General features: G+C 64.6%; 17 protein-coding genes. 10 read left to right on the forward strand and 7 right to left on the reverse strand.

From position 1 onward, the window contains the following. Positions 1-5: 5 nt before the first annotated feature. The 3 genes from biuH to AC0L3B_RS33570 are packed head-to-tail and all read left to right on the forward strand — an operon-like array spanning position 6 to position 2,717. Positions 6-689: a biuret amidohydrolase gene (biuH, locus tag AC0L3B_RS33560; protein WP_247375635.1), complete on the forward strand. Its 684-nt coding sequence runs from the start codon at positions 6-8 to the stop codon at positions 687-689. Beyond that, positions 686-2,218 (forward strand): ABC transporter ATP-binding protein, encoded by a 1,533-nt coding sequence (locus tag AC0L3B_RS33565; protein ID WP_473381773.1) that lies wholly within the window; start codon positions 686-688, stop codon positions 2,216-2,218. The genes biuH and AC0L3B_RS33565 overlap by 4 nt, the downstream gene beginning before the upstream one ends. Before the next feature lie 13 nt (positions 2,219-2,231). Continuing rightward, positions 2,232-2,717 (forward strand): nucleoside deaminase, encoded by a 486-nt coding sequence (locus AC0L3B_RS33570; protein WP_085361054.1) that lies wholly within the window; start codon positions 2,232-2,234, stop codon positions 2,715-2,717. Between the two features lie 136 nt (positions 2,718-2,853). Here AC0L3B_RS33570 and AC0L3B_RS33575 read toward each other — a convergent pair whose 3' ends face one another. Next, a complete protein-coding gene (locus tag AC0L3B_RS33575) occupies positions 2,854-3,963 on the reverse strand; it encodes a hypothetical protein (RefSeq protein WP_085350622.1) in 1,110 nt (369 codons plus the stop codon). Positions 3,964-4,536: 573 nt separating this feature from the next. On the opposite strand from AC0L3B_RS33575, the gene AC0L3B_RS33580 reads away from it, so the two are divergent. The 4 genes from AC0L3B_RS33580 to AC0L3B_RS33595 all read left to right on the forward strand — a co-directional run bounded on the left by AC0L3B_RS33580 (position 4,537) and on the right by AC0L3B_RS33595 (position 9,242). After that, on the forward strand, positions 4,537-6,108 hold the full coding sequence (locus AC0L3B_RS33580; RefSeq protein WP_247372370.1) for an ABC transporter ATP-binding protein: 1,572 nt from the start codon (positions 4,537-4,539) through the stop codon (positions 6,106-6,108). After that, positions 6,092-7,183: an ABC transporter permease gene (locus tag AC0L3B_RS33585; RefSeq protein ID WP_473381774.1), complete on the forward strand. Its 1,092-nt coding sequence runs from the start codon at positions 6,092-6,094 to the stop codon at positions 7,181-7,183. Before AC0L3B_RS33580 ends, AC0L3B_RS33585 begins: the two co-directional genes overlap by 17 nt. Beyond that, positions 7,170-8,087, forward strand: a complete 918-nt coding sequence (locus AC0L3B_RS33590) for an ABC transporter permease (RefSeq protein WP_247297941.1) — start codon at positions 7,170-7,172, stop codon at positions 8,085-8,087. The genes AC0L3B_RS33585 and AC0L3B_RS33590 overlap by 14 nt, the downstream gene beginning before the upstream one ends. A gap of 78 nt (positions 8,088-8,165) precedes the next feature. Next, on the forward strand, positions 8,166-9,242 hold the full coding sequence (locus tag AC0L3B_RS33595; protein ID WP_204511925.1) for a BMP family ABC transporter substrate-binding protein: 1,077 nt from the start codon (positions 8,166-8,168) through the stop codon (positions 9,240-9,242). A 111-nt stretch (positions 9,243-9,353) separates the two neighbouring features. Here AC0L3B_RS33595 and AC0L3B_RS33600 read toward each other — a convergent pair whose 3' ends face one another. Further along, positions 9,354-10,703, reverse strand: a complete 1,350-nt coding sequence (locus tag AC0L3B_RS33600) for an 8-oxoguanine deaminase (protein ID WP_473381775.1) — start codon at positions 10,701-10,703, stop codon at positions 9,354-9,356. Between the two features lie 154 nt (positions 10,704-10,857). Between AC0L3B_RS33600 and AC0L3B_RS33605 the strand changes: the two genes are divergently transcribed. Together AC0L3B_RS33605 and AC0L3B_RS33610 are read left to right on the forward strand one after the other, a co-directional pair. Beyond that, positions 10,858-11,685, forward strand: a complete 828-nt coding sequence (locus AC0L3B_RS33605; protein ID WP_473381776.1) for an FAD binding domain-containing protein — start codon at positions 10,858-10,860, stop codon at positions 11,683-11,685. Next, positions 11,682-14,408, forward strand: coding sequence for a molybdopterin-dependent oxidoreductase (locus tag AC0L3B_RS33610; RefSeq protein WP_473381777.1), 2,727 nt, complete (start codon positions 11,682-11,684; stop codon positions 14,406-14,408). Before AC0L3B_RS33605 ends, AC0L3B_RS33610 begins: the two co-directional genes overlap by 4 nt. On the opposite strand, the gene uraD is transcribed toward AC0L3B_RS33610, so the two are convergent. The 4 genes from uraD to AC0L3B_RS33630 form a co-directional block, all read right to left on the reverse strand. Continuing rightward, positions 14,405-15,292, reverse strand: coding sequence for a 2-oxo-4-hydroxy-4-carboxy-5-ureidoimidazoline decarboxylase (uraD, locus tag AC0L3B_RS33615; protein ID WP_247375623.1), 888 nt, complete (start codon positions 15,290-15,292; stop codon positions 14,405-14,407). The two genes, AC0L3B_RS33610 and uraD, sit on opposite strands and share 4 nt — an antisense overlap. Before the next feature lie 7 nt (positions 15,293-15,299). Then, entirely contained in the window at positions 15,300-16,235 is a 936-nt protein-coding gene (puuE, locus tag AC0L3B_RS33620) for an allantoinase PuuE (protein WP_247375621.1), read from the reverse strand. Next, on the reverse strand, positions 16,236-16,649 hold the full coding sequence (locus AC0L3B_RS33625) for a DUF3830 family protein (RefSeq protein ID WP_007601448.1): 414 nt from the start codon (positions 16,647-16,649) through the stop codon (positions 16,236-16,238). It abuts the gene before it with no gap. Positions 16,650-16,738: 89 nt separating this feature from the next. Next, the gene (locus AC0L3B_RS33630) at positions 16,739-17,017 is read right to left on the reverse strand and encodes a hypothetical protein (RefSeq protein ID WP_018456703.1); all 279 of its coding nucleotides are present in this window, start codon (positions 17,015-17,017) and stop codon (positions 16,739-16,741) included. Between the two features lie 227 nt (positions 17,018-17,244). Here AC0L3B_RS33630 and AC0L3B_RS33635 point away from each other — a divergent pair, with 227 nt between their 5' ends. Beyond that, a complete protein-coding gene (locus AC0L3B_RS33635; protein WP_247410550.1) occupies positions 17,245-17,463 on the forward strand; it encodes a hypothetical protein in 219 nt (72 codons plus the stop codon). A gap of 42 nt (positions 17,464-17,505) precedes the next feature. Here AC0L3B_RS33635 and AC0L3B_RS33640 read toward each other — a convergent pair. Then, on the reverse strand, positions 17,506-17,739 hold a 234-nt coding region (locus AC0L3B_RS33640; RefSeq protein WP_473381778.1), incomplete at its 5' end, for a hypothetical protein.

The raw sequence follows: 17,739 nt of genomic DNA on the forward strand, positions 1-17,739 counted from the left end.
AAATCATGCCCGAGCGCACCATCAAGTCCGAGCCCTATGCCTGGCCCTATAACGGCGACCTGCGTCCGGAGAATACCGCGCTCATCATCATCGACATGCAGACCGATTTCTGCGGCGTCGGCGGCTATGTCGACAAGATGGGCTATGACCTCTCGCTGACGCGGGCGCCGATCGAGCCGATCAAGAGACTGCTCACGGCAATGCGGAGCCGAGGCTTTCACATCATCCATACCCGCGAAGGCCACCGTCCCGATCTCTCGGATCTTCCTGCCAACAAGCGTTGGCGCTCCCGGCAGATCGGCGCCGGCATCGGCGATCCCGGTCCCTGCGGCCGCATCCTGGTGCGCGGCGAGCCTGGGTGGGACATCATCCCGGAGCTCGCGCCGCTGCCCGGCGAACCCATCATCGACAAGCCCGGCAAGGGCTCGTTCTGCGCCACCGACCTGGAGCTGATCCTGCGCGTCCGCGGCATCGAGAACATCGTGCTCACTGGCATCACCACCGACGTCTGCGTTCACACCACCATGCGTGAGGCCAACGACCGCGGCTTCGAATGCGTGCTGCTGCACGATTGCTGCGGTGCCACTGACAAGAGCAACCACGACCACGCGCTGAAGATGATCAAGATGCAGGGCGGCGTGTTCGGCGCGGTCTCGACCGCCGACGCCTTCATCGGAGCGATTTCGTGATCGTCGGCGAAACGTCGCCGCCATCGGGCGCCTTCGGCGTCGATGCCATCGCCATGACCATGCGCTTCGGTGATTTCCTGGCGCTGGACAATGTCGCGCTGAAAGTGCGGCCGGGTTCGTTCCATGCGCTGCTCGGCGAGAACGGCGCCGGCAAGTCGACGCTCGTCAAATGCATTATGGGCTATTACCACGCCACCGAGGGTGACATTCTCGTCGGCGGGCGCGAGCAGGCGATCGGCAATCCGAAGGACGCCCACGCCCTCGGCCTCGGCATGGTCTACCAGCATTTCACGCTGGTGCCGGCGATGACGGTCGCCGAAAATCTGGTGCTGGCGCGCGATGACGTGCCGGCTGTCGTGAACTGGCCGAAAGAGATGAAGGAGCTCGAGGCCTTTCTCGCGCGCATGCCATTCAAGGTACCGCTCAGCGCAAAGGTCTCCGACATCTCCGCGGGCGAGCGCCAGAAATGCGAGATCCTCAAGCAGCTCTACCTGAAGCGTCGCTTCCTGATCCTGGACGAGCCGACCTCGGTGCTGACCCCGGCGGAAGCCGACGAGGTGCTTGGCATGCTCCGCGACATGGTCGTCAAGGGCGAGCTGACCATCCTGATGATCACGCACAAGTTCCGCGAGGTCATGGCCTTCGCCGACGACGTCACGATCCTGCGCCGCGGCAAGCTCGCCGGCGCCGGCAAGGTGTCCGAACTAACGCCGGACGCCATGGCGCGCACCATGATCGGCGCCGAGGAGCTGACGCTACAGCCGCCGCGCACCGGTGAGGCCGGCAAGGCGAGGCTGGAGCTGGCGAAGATGCGCGCGCGCGACGACGCCGGCGCCATCGCCGTTCACGACGTCTCCCTTACGGTCCGTGCCGGCGAGATCGTCGGCATCGCCGGCGTCTCCGGCAACGGCCAGCGCCAGCTCGTCGAGGTGCTGGCCGGGCAGCGCGGCGCTGAGAGTGGCGAGATCCGCGTCGCCGGCGATCCCTATCACGCCAGCCGCGAGGAGATGCGGCGGCACAATATGTCAGTCCTGCCGGAGGAGCCGCTGAAGAACGCCTGTGTCGGCGGCATGAGCGTCGCCGACAACATCGCCTTCCGCGAATTCGACCGCGCGCCTTTCGCTAGCCTCGGCTGGTGGCTCAACCGCGGTGCCTTCCGCGTCGACGCGCGGAAGAAGATCGCCCAGTACAAGATCAAGACCCGCACGCCCGACACGCCGATCTCGGCGCTGTCGGGCGGCAATGTCCAACGCGCCGTGCTGGCCCGTGAGCTCGGCGGCGACGTCGAGGTGCTGATCGCGGCCAATCCCTGCTTCGGGCTCGATTTCGCGGCGGTGGCGCAAATCCATGCCGAGATCATGGCCGCGCGCAACCGCGGCGCCGCGGTGCTGTTGGTCAGCGAGGACCTCGACGAACTCCTTGAACTCTCCGATCGGCTGGTGGTGATGTTCCACGGCGAATTCGTGTATGAAGCACGGACCAGCGAAGCCGATCTCACCGTGGTCGGCCGGCACATGGCGGGGCATTGACCAGGGAAGAGCGATGAGCGGCGGGTCCGAGCGTGACGAGCACTTCCTTCGCCTTTCCTTCGCGGTCGCCCGCCGTTCCCTCACGCACGGCAACCATCCCTTCGGCTGCATCGTGGTCGATGCCGAGGGCAAGGTCCTGATCGAGGCCGAGAACGGCTACATGCCGGATCACGACGGCACCGCGCATGCCGAGCGCCTCGCCGCCACGCAGGCCTGCCGCACGCTTGGCCGCGAGGTGTTGGCGAGAGCCACGCTCTATTCCTCCGCCGAGCCCTGCGCGATGTGCGCCGGCGCGATCTACTGGGCCGGCATCGGCCGTGTCGTCTATGGCCTCAGCGAGCACCGCCTGCGCGGCATCACCGGCGATCATCCGGAGAACCCGACGCTCGACTTGCCCTGTCGCGAAGTCTTTGCCAGCGGCCAGCGGCCGACAGAGGTTGCGGGGCCGCTGCTCGAAGACGAGGCCGAAGCGCTGCACGACGGCGTGTGGACGAAGTAGCAAACACCAATTCAATTTCGTAGAGCGGATTGCGCCTACGGCTCATCCCCTACCTACCTTCCTGCCCACAAACGAAGATGACGCCGCGGAGGTTTGACGCGGCGCCATCGTCGTTCACCTGAAGCGTGTCAGGTGGCTAGAATTTCACAGTGACACCGGAGTAGAGCGAGGACTCGGTGCAGGAGCCTGTGCTCACCCTCGCGCCGCCGGCCAGGGTGGTGCAGGCCACGGCGTTGTTGTGATCGAGGCCGAACTTGTTCTGCCAATACCGGTAGGCGACCCAGACGTCCACGAAGTGCGAGTACTTCTCACCCCACACTGCCTTCGAGGCATCGAGGGTCAGGCGGATCGGCTCGGAGTTGAACTCGACCTTGGTGGGATAGACGCCGTTGGCGACGCTGGCGGGAAGCGGCTCAGTGTCGGTGCCCTTCTTGCCGTACCACGCCGCTCGGCCGCTGATCGAGAAATACTGCATGTTCTGCGGCAGGAAGCCGAGGTCCATATAGTAGTTGGTTTCGATCGCCCAGGTCGGCTTGAACGATGTGTTGCCGTCAGCAATACACGGAGCGGACCAACCGGCGCCGCACTGCGAGAAGGAGTTGTGGTTGGCGAACTCCCAATACACCAGCGGCGCGACGTTGAAGTAGCCCTTATAGGGGAGATCGAAGGCGAACTGCAGACCGGCGACAACGTCGCGCTTGGCGGCGCCGAAATACCGGTTCTCCGTGTTGGCATCCATGCCAATCTCGAACGAGATGTTGTGCAGCGGGCCCTGCGTGAATGCCTTGGTGTTGAAGATCTCGTTCCAGCCGAAGGTCGAGCGGAAAAGACCGTAGATTTCTGTCGCGCCGGCACAGCTCGTCGGCGTCGCAGCGAAGCCCGCAGCCGGCGAAACGACCACGCCTGTGGCGGTACACGGGCCGGCCGGATCATTGTGGTCCGACTTGAACATCGAGATGGTGAAGAAGTTGGTGCCGTAGGTCCAGGCATCGAAGTGGGTGAAGGAGTAGACCTGCTTCGTCGTCTTGGCGTTGATCACGCCGTTTGTGTTGGTGAACGCACCGGGCTGCGAGGCATTGAAGATGTAGGAGAAGGTGACGCGGTCGTCGATCACCAGGAAGAACGGAAGGTCGGCCGCCTTCTTGGCAGCCTTGACCGGCAGATCCGCCGCCTGAGCCAGGCCACCGGTAGCAACCGTAGCAAGTGACAGCGCGCCTGCTGCAATTGCCTTGAAACGAAACGACATCCTGAATACCCCCAAGTTTGGACACGTAAAAATGAACGTCCCTTGGGTGCGACACTTGCGCCGATCTCCCGGAGTGAGAAGCCTCAACTTGTTTCAAGGCATGCCGCTTGTTTGCACAGGGCGCGGCGTTTCACCGGCCGATTTGGAAGGCCAACCTCACCGCCACGCCGTCGGCCGAAAGTGACCCATTGCCGGATATCCCCATTTGATTTCGTTCGCCTTTTCATGTCGACCGGACAAGGCAAACAAGATGGGTGGAAGCTACTGTCGCGGTGTTCGCAAATGCATACGCGTGCTGGCGCGTCTCTGCTTAACTTCACGCCAAGCCTGCATAGCGGGTTCCGATTTGGCTTGAGCCGTCACAAATTTGCAACAGGCGTCACACGCAAGCCGGGACTGCAAAGGCTGCTCGGAAGGTGTCTGAGGACGATCGCCGCCGGCGAGAGCCGAGACTCGCCGACACCTCCTGCCTGCCGAAGCGTTGAGCAAGGGATGACGCTTTTTCACACCTTACGCGGCGGTTCAAACTAGCCCAGTATTGAGGCACTTCACCCCATGCAAGCGCATCAGCGAATGTTGGATCCCACGGCTAAGAGCCTGCATTCCGGCGAGTCCCCGCTCCTCAGGACGGTCGGGCTCACCAAGCGCTATGGCGATTTCCTCGCCAATGAGGCCATCGACATCGATATCTGGCCAACGGAAATCCACGCGCTGCTGGGCGAGAACGGCGCCGGCAAGTCGACGCTGGTCAAGGCGATCTACGGGCTGATCCAGCCCAGCGCTGGTCAGATTTTCTGGCAGGGCCAGCCGATCGTGCTGTCCGGTCCCTCGGAAGCGCGCAGCCGCGGCATCGGCATGGTGTTCCAGCATTTCTCGCTGTTCGACAATCTCACCGTCGCCGAGAACGTCGCGCTCGGCCTCGACGGGAAAGAATCCTTCAAGGACATGTCGGCGCGGCTTGAGCAGGTGTCGAAGACTTATGGATTGCCGCTCGATCCCAAACGCGAGGTCTGGCAATTGTCGGTCGGCGAACGCCAGCGCATTGAGATCGTTCGCGCGCTGATGCAGGATCCGCAATTCCTGATCCTTGACGAGCCCACCGCGGTGCTGACGCCACAGGAAGCCGACCAGCTCTTCGTCGTGCTGGAGCGGCTCAAGGCCGAAGGTCGCGCCATCCTCTACATCAGCCACAAGCTCGAAGAGGTGAAGCGCTTGTGCGACACGGCAACGATCCTGCGCGGCGGCAAGAAGGTGGAGACCTGCAATCCCAGGCTTGAGACCGCCGCTTCGCTGGCGCGCATGATGGTCGGCGGTGAGATCAAGGAGGTGAAGGCGGCCGCCGGCCGGCAGACCACGGTGCCGCGCCTCGTCGTCAACGATCTCTCGCTCGCCCCTGGCGAGGCGCATGGCGTGCGGCTCGAGCACATCTCGTTCGAGCTGAAAGGCGGCGAGATCCTCGGCATCGCCGGCGTCGCCGGCAACGGCCAGGACGAACTGTTCGCCGCGCTGTCCGGCGAACGCCTGTCGAAGGATCCCGGCACGATCGTCATCGAAGGCCTTGCTGCCGGCCATCTCTCGATCACGCAGCGCCGCAAGCTCGGTGCGGCCTTCGTTCCGGAGGAGCGGCTCGGCCACGGCACCGCGCCGCGCATGAAGCTTTCCGAGAATGCGCTTCTCACCGGGCACGCCGCCAGCGGCATGGTCCATCACGGCTTCATCGATACTGCCGCCACCCTGAAGACGGTTGACCGCGCAACCGAGACCTTCGACGTCCGCAAGGCCAAGCGCGATCCGGAAGCAGCATCCCTCTCCGGCGGCAATCTGCAGAAATTCATCGTGGGACGCGAGATCCTGCGCAATCCCGCGGTGCTGGTGGTGAGCCAGCCGACCTGGGGCGTCGACGCTGGCGCTGCCGCCGTCATCCGACAGGCGCTGCTTGATCTCGCAACCGCAGGCGCCGCCGTGCTCGTCACCAGCCAGGACCTCGACGAGCTCGCGGAAATCGCCGACCGCATCGCCGTGATGTTCCATGGCCATCTGTCCGCACCGCTCGCCGCCAGCGAGGCGACGCGCGAAAAACTAGGCCTGTTGATGGGCGGCAGCACGCTGGAGCCGAAGGAGGCTGCGCATGCAGTTGGTGCTTGAGAAGCGCGCCGAACGCTCCAACGCGATCGCGCTGATCTCGCCGCTGATCGCGATCGGCCTCACGATCGTGACCATGGTCATCCTGTTCGCGATCCTCGGCAAAAATCCGCTGCTCGCGCTGCACGCCTATTTCGTCGCGCCTTTGACCGACAGCTATTCGCTGCAGGAAATCGCGGTGAAGGCGACACCGCTGGTGATGATCGCGATCGGGCTTTCGCTCTGCTATCTCGCCAATGCCTGGAACATCGGTGCCGAAGGGCAATTCCTGATCGGAGCGGTCGCCGGAAGCTGGATTGCGGTGAAGACGCAGGGCACCGACGCTGGCGTCTGGGTGCTGCCGGTCATGCTCGTGCTCGCGGCCGCCGCAGGCGCGCTCTACGCACTGATCCCGGCAATCTGCAAGGTGAAGTTCGGCGCCAGCGAAATCCTGACCAGCCTGATGCTGGTGTATGTGGCCGATCTCTTCCTCGACTATCTCGTGCGCGGCCCCTGGCGCGATCCGCACGGTTTCAATTTCCCGACCACCGCCGAGTTCGATCCGGTCGCGACGGTGCCGCTGCTGATCGAAGGCGGCCGGCTGCATCTGGGCTCGATCATCGCCCTGCTCGTCGTCGCGGCAGCCGCAATCCTGCTGGGACGCACCATCAAGGGCTTCGAGATCCGTGTGGTGGGCGCCGCGCCACGCGCCGCGCGGTTCGGCGGCTTCAATTCCAACCAGTTGATCATCCTGACCTTCGCCGTCTCCGGCGCGCTGGCGGGCCTCGCCGGCATCATCGAGGTCGCGGGTCCGGTCGGGCATCTCCAGCCCGGCATCTCGCCGGGTTACGGTTTTACGGCGATCATCGTCGCCTTTCTCGGCCGGCTGAACCCGCTTGGAATATTAATTGCAGGCCTTTTTCTCGCGTTGACCTTTATCGGCGGCGAGCAGGCGCAGATCGCGATGAAGATCCCGTTGGACGTGACAAAGGTTTTTCAAGGCATCCTGCTGTTCTACGTGCTCGCCTGCGATTCCCTCATTCTCTACCGGTTCAAGCTGGTCTTTCCGAACCGACAGGTGGCTCGTGGAACTCATTGAAGCCATCATCCTCGCGGTGCTCGCCGCCTCGACGCCGCTCCTGATCGCGGCGACCGGCGAGCTCGTGACCGAGCGCTCCGGTGTGCTCAATCTCGGCGTCGAGGGCATGATGATCGTCGGCGCCGCATGTGGCTTTGCAGGTGCGTGGTTGACCGGCTCGATCTTTATCGGCGCACTGTTCGGCATCGTCGCCGGCACGTTGATATCACTGGTCTTCGCACTGATGGCGCTCGGGCTTGCGGTCAACCAAGTTGCGACAGGGCTGGCGCTGACCATCCTTGGTGTCGGACTCTCCGGCCTGATCGGCGCTGGCTTCGTCGGCGAGCGCATCACGCCGGCGCTGCATCTCAACATTCCCGGTCTCACGGATATTCCGCTGGTTGGCCGCGTGTTGTTCGGCGAGGACGCCTTCGTCTATTTCTCGCTGGCGCTGGTCATCGGCGTCTGGTGGTTCCTGTACCGTACGCGGCCGGGATTGATCCTGCGCGCCTGCGGCGACAACCACGTGTCTGCGCATGCGCTCGGCTATCCCGTGCTGCGCATCCGCACCTTAGCGGTGATGTTCGGCGGCGCCTGCGCAGGACTTGCCGGCGCTTATCTGCCGCTCGCCTATACGCCCTTCTTCATTCCGGGCATGACCGCAGGCCGCGGCTGGATCGCGCTGGCGCTGGTGGTGTTCTCGTCCTGGCGGCCGGGCCGCCTCGTGGTCGGCGCGTATCTGTTCGGCGCGGTGACGATCCTGCAGCTGCACGCGCAGGGCTGGGGCGTCGGCATTCCCTCGCAGTTGATGTCGGCGCTGCCTTATCTTGCGACTGTCATCGTCCTGGTCCTGCTCTCCCGCGCGCGCACGGGTGGATCGACCGCACCGGCTGCGCTTGGCACCGTGTTCGTGCCTGACCGCTAGCGTTTCATCTCCGCACCGTGCGCGATGGGGCGCGCACGGTGCGGATCATGGCTTTCCCCTGATGTTTGGAGATTGATGATGAGGAAATCACTTCTTGCGCTGGCTGCCGGGCTCTTGCTTGCCGGGAGCGTCAGTGCAGCCTCCGCCGCCGACAAGCTGAAAGTCGGATTTATCTACCTCGGCCCGGTCGGTGACCTCGGCTGGACCTATCAGCATGAGCTGGCACGCCAGGCGCTGGTGAAGGAGCTCGGCGACAAGATCGAGACCACTTTCCTCGAAAACGTGCCTGAAGGCCCCGACGCCGAGCGCTCCATCGAGCAGCTCGTCCGCGCCGGCAACAAGCTGATCTTCACCACCTCGTTCGGCTACATGGATCCGACGCTCAAGGTCGCGAAGAAATATCCGAACGTGCATTTCGAGCACGCGACCGGATACAAGCGCAACCCGAACATGTCGACTTATTCGGCCAAATGGTACCAGGGCCGCTACATCCAGGGCCTGATCGCGGCCAAGATGTCGAAGTCCGGCGTGCTCGGCTATATCGGCTCGTTCCCGATTCCCGAGGTCGTCTCCGGCATCAACGCGACGATCCTCGCCGCGCAGACCATCAATCCGAACATCAAGGTCAAGATCATCTGGGCCAACACCTGGTTCGACCCAGGCAAGGAAGCCGACGCCGCCAAGGCGCTGATCGACCAGGGCGCCGACATCATCATGCAGCACACGGATTCGCCGGCGGCAATGCAGATCGCCAGCGAACGCGGCAAGCTCGCCTTCGGCCAGGATTCCGAGATGATCAAGTTCGGGCCGAAGACCCAGCTGACCTCGATCCTCGATACCTGGGGTCCCTACTACATCGCCCGGGTCAAGGCCGAGCTCGACGGAACCTGGAAATCCGAGGACACATGGGGCGGCCTCGACAGCCACATGTTCGCGATGGCGCCCTACACCAATATGCCTGACGACGTGAAGAAGATCGCCGAGGATGCCCAGGCGGCGATCACCGCGGGGAAGCTGCATCCGTTCAAGTGCCCGGTCCTTGGGCAGGACGGCAAGGAGGTCGAGTGCAAGGGCGGCGCCAATCTCGACGACGGCCAGATCCTCGGCATGAATTTCTATGTCAAAGGCATCGACGACAAACTGCCGGGCAAGTAGCACGCTTCTTGCATCGCCTAATCACCTGCTCCTCCCGGAGGAGGTTCGGAGGGGGTGGCCAGAAGCACCCGGCACTTGTGGTCGCCCCCTCTTTCTATCTTCGCCTGGATACTATCCCGCCTGCATGGCCCGCGCCGCTGAACTGTGGCGGTGGATGAGGTCTGCCACATCAAGGCCGGGGATCGCGCCGTCGATCACGGCCCATTTTCCTGCGACCATCACCCTGTCGGCCCGGTGCGCCCCGCACAGCACCAGAGCGGCCAGGGGATCGCCATGGCCGGAGAAGCGCAGCTCGTCGAGCCTGAACAGCGCGAGATCTGCTGCCTTCCCGACGGCGATCTCGCCGAGTTCCGGCCGGCCGACGCAGGCCGCCGAGCCCTTGGTGGCCCAGCGCAGCGCATCCTTATGACTGACCTTCGTCACCCCGTAGCGCGCCCGCTGCAGCAGAAACGCGGCCCGCACCTCCTGCATCAGGTTCGATCCGTCGTTCGAGGCCGAGCCATCGACGCCGATGCCGATGCCGACACCAGCCTCCTCCATCTCGCAGACGGGGCAGCAGCCGGAGGCCAGGAGCTGATTGCTACAGGCGCAATGACTGATCGTCGTCTTCGCCCTGCCGAGCCGCTTCATCTCGTCTGCATTGAAGAAGATGCCATGGGCAAGCCATGTCCGCGCATTGAGCCAACCGCATTGTTCGAGATAGTCGAGCGGACGGCAGCCATACATCTCCTGGCAGAACCTGTTCTCGTCCTCGGTCTCAGCAAGATGGGTATGCAGGCGCACGTCGAGCTTGTCGGCCAGATCGGCGGTGGCGCGCATCAGGGACGTCGACACCGAGAAGGGCGAGCAAGGTGCGAGCGCGATCTGCACCATCGCATCCGCGCCGCGCTGGTGGTGCCTGGCGACGACGCGCGCGCTGTCCGCGAGGATGGTGTCCTCATCCTGCACGACGCTATCGGGCGGCAGACCGCCGTCGCGCTGCGACAGGTTCATCGAGCCGCGCGTGAGCAGCACGCGCACGCCGAGCCGCCTGGCCACCGCCACCTCGATATCGACGGCGTCTTCGAGCCCTGCCGGAAATACGTAGTGATGATCCGTCGTAGTGGTGCAGCCCGACAGCAGCAGTTCGGCCATCGCCACCGTGACAGCGAGCTCGAGCGCATCAGGCGTCAGCTTCGCCCACACCGGATAGAGCGCCTGGAGCCAGGGAAACAACTCGCGGTCCATCGCCGCGGGTAGCGCCCGTGTCAGCGTCTGGTAAAAATGGTGATGGGTGTTGATGAGGCCGGGCAGCACGACGTGGTCGCCAGCATCGAACACCGCGACGTCAGCGGTTGCGGGCGCACCGCCGGCCGGCACCAGCTCGACAATTCGGCCGTCCCGCACCACGACGCCGCGCTCGGCGCCATCGGCGAGGATAGCCAGGGGATCCCTGATCCAGATCGGCTTTGCGGCGCTCATGAATCTGCTCCTCCTCACATCCGCTCCCGACAGGCCCTGCAAGGCAGGGGCCGGCCCGATTGCGCTTTTGCTGCGACTTGTTGTTGCGACTTGGCGCTTGTCTTGCAAGACTTTCTCCGGGCTCGATTCACTCGTTGGAAGCGTTGGCGTCGCCATGGACTTGAATACCATCACAGCGGTCGCCCATCCGCAAACGCGCGCGCAGCTGCCCGTTTGGACGCCAGGTGATGCTTGGCTCGCGGGCGGCACCTGGCTGTTCTCGGAGCCGCAAGTTCACCTGACTCGGCTCATCGATCTCACCGACCTCAAATGGCCGGCGCTGACGGTCACCGAGAGCCATTTCAGCATCGCGGCCACCTGCACCGTTGCGCAGCTCGATGGATTCGCCTGCCCACCCGACTGGTTCGCGGCACCGCTGATCAACCAGTGCTGCCGCGCCTTCCTTGCTTCGTTCAAGATATGGAAGACGGCGACGGTCGGCGGCAATCTCTCCATGTCGCTGCCGGCGGGACCGATGATCTCGCTCACCGCGGCGCTGGAGGGCGTCTGCACCATCTGGAAGGCCGGCGGCGGCGAACAGATGATGCCCGTCATCGACTTCGTCACCGGCAACCAGCGTAACCTTCTGGCGCCGGGGGATCTGCTCCGGCAGATCGATATTCCGATCGCCGCGCTGAAGCGTCGTACGGCCTTCCGCCAGATCTCGCTGGCGCCGGTCGGCCGCTCGGCGGCGCTCCTGATCGGCAGTCTGGATGCCGATGGCACGCTGACGCTCACGGTCTCCGCGTCGACGGTGCGGCCGATCCGGTTGTCCTTTCGCGAGGCCCCTCACACGAAAGCGCTTCGCGACGCTATCGCGCAGCAGATTACGGACGATCTGTACCACACCGACATCCACGGCAAGCCGCTCTGGCGCAAGCACATGACATTGCGGCTTGCCGAAGAGATTCGCGACGAACTCCTCGGAGCACCGTCGTCATGAGCTTCGAGGTCAATGGCACGACGTTTCCGCAGGAGCCACGCGCCGGCCAGTGCCTGCGCACGTTCCTGCGCGAGCTCGGCCATTTCGGCGTGAAGAAGGGCTGCGACGCCGGCGATTGCGGCGCCTGCACCGTGCTGTTGGACGGCGAACCGGTGCATAGCTGCCTGATCCCGGCCTTCCGCGCCGAAGGTCGCGCCGTCACCACGATCGAAGGTCTGGGCGGAGACGGCGGCGCGCACCCGATGCAGCAGGCTTTCCTCGATGCGCAGGGCTTTCAATGCGGCTTCTGCACCGCCGGCATGATCCTGACCTGCGCCTCGCTGAACCAGGCGCAGCGCACCGATCTCGGCGTCGCGCTGAAGGGCAATATCTGCCGCTGCACCGGCTATCGCGCCATCGAGGACGCGTTGCTCGGCAAGACCAATATCGAGGAGAGCGTCGAGGCCGGCGCCGCATTCGGCCGCAGCCTGCCGGCGCCAGCTGGCCCCGATGTCGTGCGCGGCAAGGCGCGCTACACGTTCGACACGCAGATTGACGGCTTGCTGCATATCAAGCTGCTCCGTTCGCCCCATGCCCACGCGAGGATCGTCGCGATCGACAAGTCGGAAGCACTGAACGTTCCCGGCGTGCACGCGGTGCTGACGCATGAGGATGCGCCCACCATCCTGATCTCGACCGCGCGGCATGAGAAGGACTGGATGGATCCCGAGGACACTCGTGTTCTCGACGAAATCGTCCGCTTCATCGGCCAGAAGGTCGCCGCCGTCGTCGCAGACAGCGAAGCCGCCGCGGAGGACGCATGCCGCCGGCTGAAGGTCAGTTACGAGATTTTGCCCGCGCTGGTCGATCCGGAGCAGGCGATGGCGCCGGGTGCACCCGTCATTCATCCCGATCGCACTACCGCGAACCGCGTCGCCGACGCCCAGCGCAATCTCGCTGCGGAGATGCATGGCGAATTCGGCGACGTGGCGGCTGCGCTCGCGACATCTGCCGTCACCTTCGAGGGCACCTTCCATAGTCACCGTGTGCAGCATGCCGCTTTGGAAACCCACGGCGGCCTCGCCTGGCTCGACGCTTCCGGCGTGCTCAATGTCCGCACCTCGACGCAGGTGCCGTTCCTGACCAGGCGCGCGCTGTCTGATATCTTCGAGCTTCCCATGGACAAGGTCCGCGTCTTGTGCGAGCGAGTCGGCGGCGGCTTTGGCGGCAAGCAGGAGATGTTCGTCGAGGACATTCTGGCGCTCGCCGCGCTCAAGACCGGACGTCCGGTGAAGCTGGAGCTCACCCGGGAGGAGCAGTTCATCGCAACCTCGACGCGGCACCCGATGCGGGTCCACGTCAAGGCCGGTGCCGACGCGGACGGCAAGCTCACCGCGCTCCAGCTCGACGTGCTCTCCAACACCGGCGCCTACGGCAATCACGCCGGCCCGGTGATGTTCCACTCGCTGGCGGAATCCATCAGCGTCTACAATTGCCGGAACAAGCGGGTCGACGGCCACGCGGTCTACACCAATACAGTGCCGGCAGGCGCGTTTCGTGGTTACGGCTTGCCGCAAACACTGATCGCGGTCGAGGCCGCGATCGACGAACTGGCCAAGCAACTCGGCATCAGCCCTTACGAGATGCGCCGGCGCAACGTCGTCAAGCCCGGCGATCCCATGGTGTCCCCACCGCCGTCGGAATTTCACGACGTGTTCTACGGCTCCTACGGGCTCGACCAGTGCCTCGACCTCGTCGAGCGCGCGATGCAGGCCGATGGCCCGCAGCCGGACCTGTCGCCGGAGTGGCTGATCGGCGACGGCGTCGCGCTGACCATGATCGACACGGTGCCCCCGGCGGGCCATCTCGCGGACGCGATGGTCACCCTCAACGACGACGCCAGCTTCGACCTCACCGTCGGCACCGCCGAATTCGGCAACGGCACCAGCACCGTGCACCGGCAGATCGCGGCGACCACGCTTGCGACCACCGTCGACCGGATCCGCCTGCGCCAGTCCGACACCGCCCATGGCGGCCACGACACCGGCGCCTATGGCAGCGCCGGCATGTTCGTCGCCGGGAAGGCGACGCATGCGGCAGCCGTGCAGCTCGCAACCGAGCTGAAGGCGGCCGCCGCCGGCGCATGGCTCTGCGAAGTCGGCAGCTGCACGCTCGAGAGCGAGGCCGTCGTCAGTGGCGTACGGCGCATGTCCTTTGTCGAGCTGGCAAAGCTCGCGCGCGAGCGCGGACAGCCGTTGGCAGGCGCCGGCAATTCCGGCGGGACGCCGCGTTCGGTCGGCTTCAACGTGCAGGGCTTTCGCGTCGCCGTGAACAAGGGCACCGGCGAGCTCCGGATTCTCAGGAGCGTGCATGCGGCGGACGCCGGCGTCGTCGCCAATCCCATGCAATGCCGCGGCCAGGTCGAAGGCGGTGTCGCGCAGGCGCTCGGTGCCGCGCTCTACGAGGAGATGGTGATCGACGCGGACGGCCGCGTCGCCAACCCCAAATTTCGCGACTATCACCTGCCCTCTTTCGCCGATGTCCCCCGCACCGAGGTCTTCTTCGCCGAGACCTCCGACACGATCGGCCCGCTGGGGGCGAAGTCGATGAGCGAGAGTCCGTACAATCCGGTCGCCGCCGCGCTCGGCAACGCGATTGCCGATGCCACCGGCATCCGCTTCACGGCGCCGCCCTACAAGCCGGACCGGCTGTTTCCGGCGCTGCACGAGAAGTTCGGCAATTAACTGCCGCGATAGGTTGAATAGCTCCACGGCGTGACGAGCAGCGGCACGTGGTAGTGGCTTTCCGGCTCGCTGATCGCAAAGCGTAGCGGGATCTCGTCGAGGAACGGCGGGTCGGTGAGCTGCACGTTGCGCTCGGCGTAATATTTGGCGACGCTAAACCGGAGCTCGTAGCGGCCGATCGGCAGCGGCCGGCCGCCGATCAGCGGCTGGTCGGTGCGGCCGTCCGCATTGGTCACCGCGCGCGCTATCACGCGGCTCTCGCCGAGATTCGCGAGCTCGACCAGCTCGACCGGAATGCCCGGTGCGGGCTTGCCGGCGTGGTTGTCCAGCACGTGGGTCGAGAGCCGGCCGTGCACTTTCAGCTTGTCGTCAGCACTGACGAGCTGGTCCAGCCGCAGCGCAGCGATGCGGGAGATTTCCTCGAGCGCGCGGCGTGTCTCGGTCTTGGCAATGTTCTGCAGTCGCGACTCGAAGTCACGCAGAATGGAGTCCTTGGTGTGCCGGCGCGCACAGACGATATAGGGGATACCGAATTTTTCGCGATACGCATTGTTCGCCCGCTCGAAGGCCGCATATTCGGTGTCCGACAGACGGTCTAGACCAGCGCTGCTCTGCTCGGCAGTCGAGTCAGGCGTGAGTCCCGCTGCGCGCTGGGTCTTGTTCGCGAGGTCGGGATGCGCGCGTATCAACGCCAGCTGCACCTCGGGCTCAGCGCTAGCGATCGCCGCCTTGATCGCGTCGAGCAGTGAATTGATGCCGGCAAACGGACGGCGCGCCGCGGCTTCTTGGGCAATCCAAGGCGAGTACTCGACCACGTTTTCAAGTACGGCCACGAAATCGTCGAAGCTCGCGGCATTGAGATCAGACAAGGCGATCTGTGACATTGCTGCCCTATCCGATCTCGAAAGCATCGTCGGCAAGGCCCGCATGCTTGTCGTGCCAATGCTGGGCGATCTGCAATCGCGTCGGCACCCAGACGCGCTCGTGCTTGCCGATGTAGTCGAGGAAGCGGATCAGCCCCGCCGCGCGGCCGGGGCGACCGGCGAGACGACAGTGCAGGCCGACCGACATCATCTTCGGCGCGCTCTCGCCTTCGGCATAGAGCACGTCGAAGGCATCCTTCAGATAGGTGAAGAACTGCTCGCCTTCGGCAAAGCCTTGCGGATTGATGAAGCGCATGTCGTTGGCGTCGAGCGTATAGGGAATGACGAGTTGCTTACCGCTGGCGCCCTTGACCCAATAGGGCAGATCGTCGGCGTAGGAATCGCTGAGATAGAGGAAGCCGCCCTCCTCCATCAACAGACGGTTGGTGTTGATCGAGGAGCGCCCGGTGTACCAGCCGAGCGGCCGCGAGCCGGTCGCCGCGGTGTGGACGCGGATCGCTTCCGCGATCTCCGCGCGCTCCTGCGCCTCGGTCATGTCCTTGTGCTCGATCCACTTCAGGCTGTGGCTGGCGATGTCCCAGCCCGCTTCCTTCATGGCAGCTACGATTTCCGGATTGCGCTTCAGCGCTGTGGCGACGCCGAACACGGTAGTCGGCCACTTCCGCTCGCTGAACATCCGCCAGAGCCGCCAGAAGCCGGCGCGCGAGCCATATTCGAACATCGATTCGATATTGGCGTGGCGCTGGCCGGGCCAAGGCTGTGCGCCGAGCACGTCGGACAGAAACGCTTCCGAGGCCGGGTCGCCATGCAGGATGTTGTTTTCGCCGCCCTCCTCGAAATTGACGACGAACTGCACCGCGACCCGCGCGTTGCCGGGCCATTGCGGGTGCGGCGGGTTGCGGCCGTAACCGCGGAGATCGCGCGGGTAGCGGGCACCAGTCACTCAGACTTCCTCGAAGCGGATCGGCAGCGCGCCCTTCCACAGCACGCTCTTGCCGAGCGTCGCCAGATTCTCCAAGCCGGAGGTCAACGTGATGAAATGGTTGCCGGCGAGCTGGCCCATCTTGCTCGCGAAGTGCACGCCGCCATACGCCATCAGGATCTCGGTCTCGCTGATGCCGCCGGGATAGAGGATGATCTGGCCGGGCGCGGGATAGCTGGTGTGATTCTCGTAGCCCACACCGAAATCGAGGTCGCCGAGCGGCATCCACACCCCCTCGCCGCTCCAGCGCACGTGGATGATGTGGCTTTCGAACGGCAGCGCCTTGCGGAACGCGGCGACAGTCTTCGGGGCCGCTTGCTCCTCGAAACGAGCATCGAAGGTGAAGTCGCCGGCGCGGATAACGAGTTTGGTCATCTCATCTCTCTGGATCGGGGGCGGTGGCCCCACGGGGAATTTTCAGGCAAAGAGCACTCCGTCGGGCTTCGCGCAAGGGGCGCGGCCCGTTACCTGCGGTCGTAGGACCAGCCGAAAACGCCACTCCGCCGCGTCTCGGGCTCCGGCTCGGCGGCGGGCTGCGGCGCCTCCCTCAGTTCCGCCTGCGGCGACGGAGGCGGCACAGGCAAATTCTCGCATTTCATGGAGTAGACCAGCTTGCCGTCCGCGGTCCGCCCGATCGGCGCGCAGGGGTCCGGATGCGCCGCCGATGTTTTTGGGGTCAGCTTGACCTGCGCCACGGCCGGCGAGGCGATCAGCAGAAGGACCAGCAGATATTTCGACATCATTGTCGCCTGAAAACCAGATTTGGCCCATTGAACCGGATTGGAGCAGGCAAGTCCACCGGTGCCACCGGTCGCGATTGCCGAATATTTAGCCGAGGCTAGAAAATTGGCTCGCCCCAATGTGATGTCGCGAGCGGTGATATCGGCCGGGCGCGTCGCCATGTCAGCCGCGACGGCGACACACAAAACACACATCTCACAGCCGGGCGTCGTCACGGGAGAAAGAAACAATGCAAAAGACTTTCATCATTCTCGGCGCGACGCTGATTGCCGCCGCCGCCATCCAGACTGCCGCGGCGAACGACCGCCGTCATGTCCGCAAGGCGCAGCCCCATCCCATCACCCAGTCGGTGCGCGACTCCAACGCCGCGCTCTGGCCGTCGCAGCCGACCGGGCCCGACTGGTCCCGCTATTCCAACGGCGCGATGTCTGCACCAGCGGGACGGTGATACCGGAAGCCTAGCGCGATCAGCGAAACTGCCTCCACGTCGTCATTGCGAGGAGCTCTTGCGACGAAGCCATCCAGACATTTTCCACGGATGCATTTCTGGATCGCTCGCTGCGATCGCAATGACGGAGCAAAGGGCAGCATCGCCGTCCTCCAATTCAGGTTCAACTTGCAGACATGCCTTCGCGTCCTCGCGGCGCGTTTCGCCCGAGCTTTGCTTCGTCGCTTCACCCTCTTGTCCAAGAGGGCGCAGGGAAGGCCGGGTGCCGGCTGGCAC

It is taken from the genome of Bradyrhizobium sp. Kon56 (assembly GCF_055807635.1).